Here is a 5417-nt window from a genome sequence, read left to right as displayed (position 1 = left end):
CCGCGCCTCCGGGAACGCCTCCGCCACGTCGCGCCCCATGCCGACCGCTTGCGCCCCCTGGCCCGGAAACAGTAGTGCGGTCTTGCCCATGCGCCTCCCTCGCTTTTGCTTGGGCCAGGCCCATTTAGCCGGCGGGCTTGCTTGCCACGCCATAGCCCGTAGAGCGAAGGCGGGCCCGCCGCGCATTCTTCAGAGCAGAGCGAAAGAGTGTAGCGGCTATTCCCCTATCGTCCAGACCAAAAACCCGAAGGGGGCATGCGGGCCCTTCTCGGCGGCGGGCTGCCCTTGGGGGGTTGGGAATCCGGACGGCCGTTGTCCCTTCCCGCAACACCCTTGCTTCCATCGCGGCCCGAAGGTACACTCAGAATATGTGAGCCCTAGCGTGTGCGGAGCCATGTCATGGATTACAGGCAGCATATCGTCCGGGATGCGAAAGTCTGCGGCGGGGATCCGGTAATCAAAGGAACGCGAGTGACGGTGCGGACCATCCTCGCCAGCCTGGCCGAAGGCGCGTCCGTCCAGGAAATCCTTGAGGATTTCCCCACGCTGACCGAACAGGACGTCCGCGCGGTCATCGCCTTCGCGGCCGCTTCTGCGGAAGAGGACCTTCCGGTGGCGAGCGCCCCGCACATCCCATGAGAATCAAACTGGACGAAAACATTCCTCGGCGGCTGGCGCGCTTACTCGGCGAAGCCGGTCACGACGTAGACACAGTCCCTCAGGAAGATCTGACCGGACAAGCGGACGCCAAGGTGTGGAAAGCCGCGCAGGCGTCCGGCCGGTTGCTCGTCACGCAGGACCTGGATTTCTCAGACACCCGCCGCTACACGCCGGGACGCCACCACGGCATTCTGCTCATCCGCCTCAGAGAGCCGGGGCGCCAAGGGCTCCTTGAGCGAATCGAGAGCCTCTTCCGGACCGAGGACGTCAACGCCTGGAAGGGGTGCTTTGTCGTCGTCACCGATCGCAAGACCCGCGTCGTGCGCCCGTAGAGGCCCGGGCCTCCGCGACGTCGCGCCCCATGCCGACGACCTGTGCCCCCTGGCCGGGAAACAGCAGTGCGGTTTTGCCCACTGGCGCCTCGCTCGAAGATTGGCGGTTAGTGCTTGACGACGGCGGCGGCCCAGGTCAGGCCCCCGCCGAAGGCAACCAGCAAAACATCAACCGGCCACCGGGCGTGCGTGGGCGATTTCGTGGCGACCGATCGGGCGGACTTGCGAACCCTCAAGCGTCACCACCGCCACCGTCTCGCCATCGAGGGTGGCAAACTCCACCTCGTACCCCCGCCCGCCCTCGTGCACCAGGACGACCGTACCCACATCGCCCGCGCGCAGGCCGTGCTCGTCCAGGTCCTCCGCCAATACCACCAAGTCATGCTCTTTATGGACCAAGCCCGGCACCTTCATGCGCTCTGCCCCCATCCGAAACCGCTTGCCGCCGGCGACACCCTCCGCAGGCGCCTTCGTCACTCCGTCACTACGTTACTCCGTCACTGCCGTCAATGCTTAATGACGGCGGCGGCCCAGGTCAGGCCCCCGCCGAAGGCGACCAGAATGGCCACGTCGCCCGGCCCCAGGATGCCCTGCTTCCGGGCCTCGTGATAGGCCATCGCGCAACTCGCCCCGCCCGTGTTCCCGTACTTCTCGATGTTGAGGAACACCTTCTCGGGCGGGAAGCCCATGCGGCTCGTGGCGGCGTCAATGATGCGGATGTTGACCTGGTGCGGCACGACGAGCCGAACCTGGTCCACCGTCAGGCCGCACGCCTTCATGCATTCCTCGATGAGTTCCTGCATTTTGACGACGGCGAACTTGAAGACCTCTCGCCCCCGAATCTGCATGTAGTGGCCGCGCTCCTCGATGGTCTGGTGCGACGGAGGCCTTCGCGACCCGCCGGCCGGCAGGAGCATCATCTCGCCGCCCGAGCCGTCGGCGTAGAGCGTCGTGTAGAGGATGCCGACGCCGGGTTCGTCGGACGCCTGGACCACGGCCGCGCCCGCCCCGTCGCCGAAGAGGACGCAGGACGAGCGGTCCGTGTAGTCGGTGATCTTCGAGAGCGTCTCGGCGGCGATGACGAGCACGGTCTTCGCCTGGCCCGAGAGGATGTTCGCCCGCGCCTGGGCCAGGGCGTAGAGATGGCCGCAGCAGGCGGCCACGAGGTCGTACGCCGCCGTATCCCCGCACCCGAGGCGGTTCTGAATCCAGCAGGCGGTCGCCGGAAGGACGTTGTCGGCCGTAATCGTCGCGCAAATGACCAGGTCCACGTCCTCGGGCGCCAGGCCGGCGTCCTCGAGGGCCGCGCGGGACGCCTCGACCGCCAGGTCGCCGGTGGCCTGGTCGTTCTCGGCGATGCGGCGTTCCTTCATACCCGTGCGCTGGACGATCCACTCGTCGTTCGTCTCGACGAGGCGCGCGAAGTCCTCGTTCGTCATGACGCGCTCGGGCACGCTCATGCCCGTGCCGACGATCTTCGCGCTGCGGACCGCCTTCACTCGCGGGCTTCCTTCATCTTGGCTACGGTTTCGACGATTTCGCGGTTGACTTGAGTGCGCGCATACGTGGCAGCCGCGCGGAACGCGTTGGCGACGGCCCGCGCCTTCGAATTGCCGTGACAGATGATCACAATCCCGTCCACCCCCAGGAGCGGCGCCCCGCCATACTCTGCCGAGTCGTGCCGCCGCTGCAGGTCCGCCAGCGCGGGTGCCAGTTTCACCGTCACCGCCGGCTCCATCTCCTTGAGTTCCTCGCGGATGGTCTGGAAGAGGTTCTCGGCCATCGCCTCGACGCACTTCAGGACAATGTTCCCCACGAACCCGTCGCAGACGACGACGTCGAACCGGCCGTTGAAAAGGTCCCGCCCTTCCGCGTTGCCGCGGAAATTCAACTCCGACGCCTCCAGGAGGTCGCTCGCCTCGCGCGCCAGGTCGTTGCCCTTCTGGCTCTCCTCGCCGATCGAAAGAATCCCAACGCGCGGGTCCTCGGTCCCGAACATCTTGCGCGAGTACAGGCTGGCCATCAGACCGTACTGAAAGAGGTGCGTCGGCCGGCAATCCACGTTCGCCCCGACGTCGATCAGCACCACCGGGCCGTGGTACGTCGGCAGGATGATGCTGATGCCCGGCCGGCGGATGCCCGGCAGCCGGCGGGCCACCATGTGCGCCGCCGCCACGAACGCCCCCGTGTTCCCCGCGCTGATGACGGCGTCCACCTCGCGCCGGGCCATCAGTTCCATCGCTCGCCGCATCGACGAATCCGGCTTCTTTCGGACGGCCTCGACGGGGGCCTCGGCCATGCCGACCGCCTGCGAGGCATGGACGATCGATAGGCGGTCCAGGCCTGCGCCCGATGCCTGGAGTTCCGCCCGGATCGCCCCCTCGTCCCCCACCAGGACGATCTCGTCTTGGGCGAGGGCGTCCCTGGCGGCCACGGCCCCGCGGACGATCTCGGCCGGGGCAAAGTCGCCGCCCATCGCATCGATCGCCAGCCGCAAACCCTACTCCTCCTCTTCGATCTCGACGACCTGGCGGTCGCGATACCACCCGCAGTTCCCGCACACCGTGTGCGATAACGTCGCGTGGCCACAGTGCTTACATACGACCGTCTGCACCGGCACCAGGGCATGGTGCGACCGGCGTTTCCCCTTCCGCGCCTTCGAGGTCCGTCTTTTCGGAACCGGCATGCGTTTCTCCTCAGGTTACGGGTCAAAAAACCCTGTCGCGGCCCCTCCGACGGCACCAAAGGCCGAGAATCCTACAGACCGCCGGCCTCCCGGTCAACCCCAAACCGCCCGATCACCCCCCTCAGCCGCCGAGTTGCTTGCGAACCAGGTCCGGAACGCCCGCCAGGGCCGCCGGGAGCCGGTCCGGCTCCTTGCCGCCCGCCTGGCCCAGGTCCGGCCGGCCCCCGCCCCCGCCGCCCACCGCCTTGGCCACCTCGCGCACCAGGTTCCCCGCGTGCAGACCCTTGGCGACCAAGTCCTTCGTGGCCGCGGCCACGAGGTTCACCTTGCCGCCCTCGCAACTTCCGAGGACCACGAGAATCGAGCCCTGCTTCTGGCGGATGGCGTCGCACGCCTCGCGCAGGGCGTTCGCGTCCGCCCCCTCGACCTGGGCCGCCAGGACCGGCACGCCCTCGACCGGCTGGACCTTGGCGAGCAACTCGTCCAGCCCGCCCCGCTGCGACAGGCTCCGGGCCTTCGCCAGGTCCCCTCTCAGGTCGCGGATTTGCTTCTGGAGGTTCTCGATCCGTGCGACAATCGTCTCCGGCGTCGCCTTGAGGGCCCGGCAGACCTCCGCCAGCCGGTCCTCCTCGGTGTGGAGAAACTCGAGCGCGGCCGTGCCTGTCAGGGCCGTTATTCGCCGAACCCCTGCCGCCACCGACTCCTCGGCGGTGATCTTAAAGAGGCCGATCTCGCCGGCCGTCTCCAGGTGCGTCCCGCCGCAAAGTTCCATCGAAAAGTCGCCCACCGACACGACGCGGACCTCGTCGCCGTACTTCTCCCCGAAAAGGGCCATCGCGCCCTTCTGCCGGGCTTCTTCGATCGGCATGGTGCGGACCTCGACCGCCTCGCCCGCCAGGATCCGCTCGTTCACCAGCCGCTCCACCTCCCGCCGCTCCTCCACCGCCAGCGCCGTCGGATGCGTGAAATCGAACCGCAGCCGCTCCGCCGACACCTCCGACCCCGCCTGATGCACGTGCTCCCCCAGCACCGTCCGCAGCGCCCATTGCAGGAGATGCGTCGCCGTATGGTTCCGCGCCGTCGCGAGGCGCCGGCCGGCGTCCACCGCCGCCCGGACCGCCCCGCGCCGCTGGATTCGCCCCTTCTCGACCTTCACCAGGTGGACGAAAAAGGAGTGGTCGAGGATCGTGTCGGCGACGCTCGCCTCGCCCGCCTCCGTCTCGATCCGCCCCGCGTCGCCGACCTGGCCGCCCGCGCGGGCGTAGAACGGCGTCCGGTCGAGGAGCACTTGGGCCTCCCGCCCCGCCTCGGCCGACTCCGCCCACTCGTCGTCCACGAAGATCGCGAGCACCCGCGCCTCGCTGGCCGTGGACTCGTATCCGACGAAATCCGTCTCGAGGTTTTCCCGGCGGAGGCGCTCCAGCGCCTTTTCCGACAGGAACTCGCGCTTGAAGACGATGGCCTCGTCGCCCATTTTCGACCCGGCCCGCGACTGCGCCCGGCGGGCCTCCAGCGCCCGCTCGAACCCCTCGCGGTCGAACGTGACGCCCTCGTCCTCCCACCGCTCCTCCATGAACTCCAGGGGGATGCCGAACGTGTCGTAGAACTCGAACACCCTTTCGGTGGGCATGCGTTTCGCGTCGGAGGCAACCGCCTCGGCCGTCGCCTCCTCGAACTCGCGGACGCCCGGCGAATCCTCCAGCGCCGCCGCAAACCGCTCCTCCTCGCCCCGAAGAATG

At 68.2% G+C, this 5417-nt stretch carries 7 protein-coding genes; 2 read left to right on the top strand and 5 right to left on the bottom strand.

Going from position 1 to position 5417, the window contains the following annotated elements:
* Positions 1–399 precede the first annotated feature (399 nt).
* Together NTX40_10980 and NTX40_10975 are read left to right on the top strand one after the other, a co-directional pair.
* Complete coding sequence (locus NTX40_10980) at positions 400–639, top strand: DUF433 domain-containing protein (GenBank protein MCX5649597.1); 240 nt, start codon at positions 400–402, stop codon at positions 637–639.
* Positions 636–992 carry a DUF5615 family PIN-like protein gene (locus NTX40_10975; GenBank protein MCX5649596.1) on the top strand — a complete coding sequence of 119 codons (357 nt, stop codon included), beginning with the start codon at positions 636–638 and terminating at the stop codon, positions 990–992. Before NTX40_10980 ends, NTX40_10975 begins: the two co-directional genes overlap by 4 nt.
* 168 nt (positions 993–1160) lie before the next feature.
* Here the strand turns inward: NTX40_10975 and NTX40_10970 are convergent, their stop codons facing one another.
* From NTX40_10970 to alaS, 5 genes are all read right to left on the bottom strand, one after another.
* Positions 1161–1391, bottom strand: a complete 231-nt coding sequence (locus NTX40_10970; protein MCX5649595.1) for a DUF4926 domain-containing protein — start codon at positions 1389–1391, stop codon at positions 1161–1163.
* Between the two features lie 107 nt (positions 1392–1498).
* Positions 1499–2491: a ketoacyl-ACP synthase III gene (locus NTX40_10965; protein ID MCX5649594.1), complete on the bottom strand. Its 993-nt coding sequence runs from the start codon at positions 2489–2491 to the stop codon at positions 1499–1501.
* Entirely contained in the window at positions 2488–3489 is a 1002-nt protein-coding gene (gene plsX, locus NTX40_10960) for a phosphate acyltransferase PlsX (GenBank protein MCX5649593.1), read from the bottom strand. Before plsX ends, NTX40_10965 begins: the two co-directional genes overlap by 4 nt.
* Before the next feature lie 3 nt (positions 3490–3492).
* The gene (rpmF, locus tag NTX40_10955; protein MCX5649592.1) at positions 3493–3678 is read right to left on the bottom strand and encodes a 50S ribosomal protein L32; all 186 of its coding nucleotides are present in this window, start codon (positions 3676–3678) and stop codon (positions 3493–3495) included.
* Positions 3679–3799: 121 nt separating this feature from the next.
* A partial coding sequence (gene alaS, locus NTX40_10950; protein MCX5649591.1) for an alanine--tRNA ligase occupies positions 3800–5417 on the bottom strand: 1618 nt, incomplete at its 5' end.

This window comes from Planctomycetota bacterium (assembly GCA_026387035.1).
In the GTDB taxonomy this organism is placed as follows: domain Bacteria; phylum Planctomycetota; class Phycisphaerae; order FEN-1346; family FEN-1346; genus JAPLMM01.
Note: the sequence above shows the minus strand (reverse complement) of the source record. Positions and strands in the feature narration are given on the sequence as shown.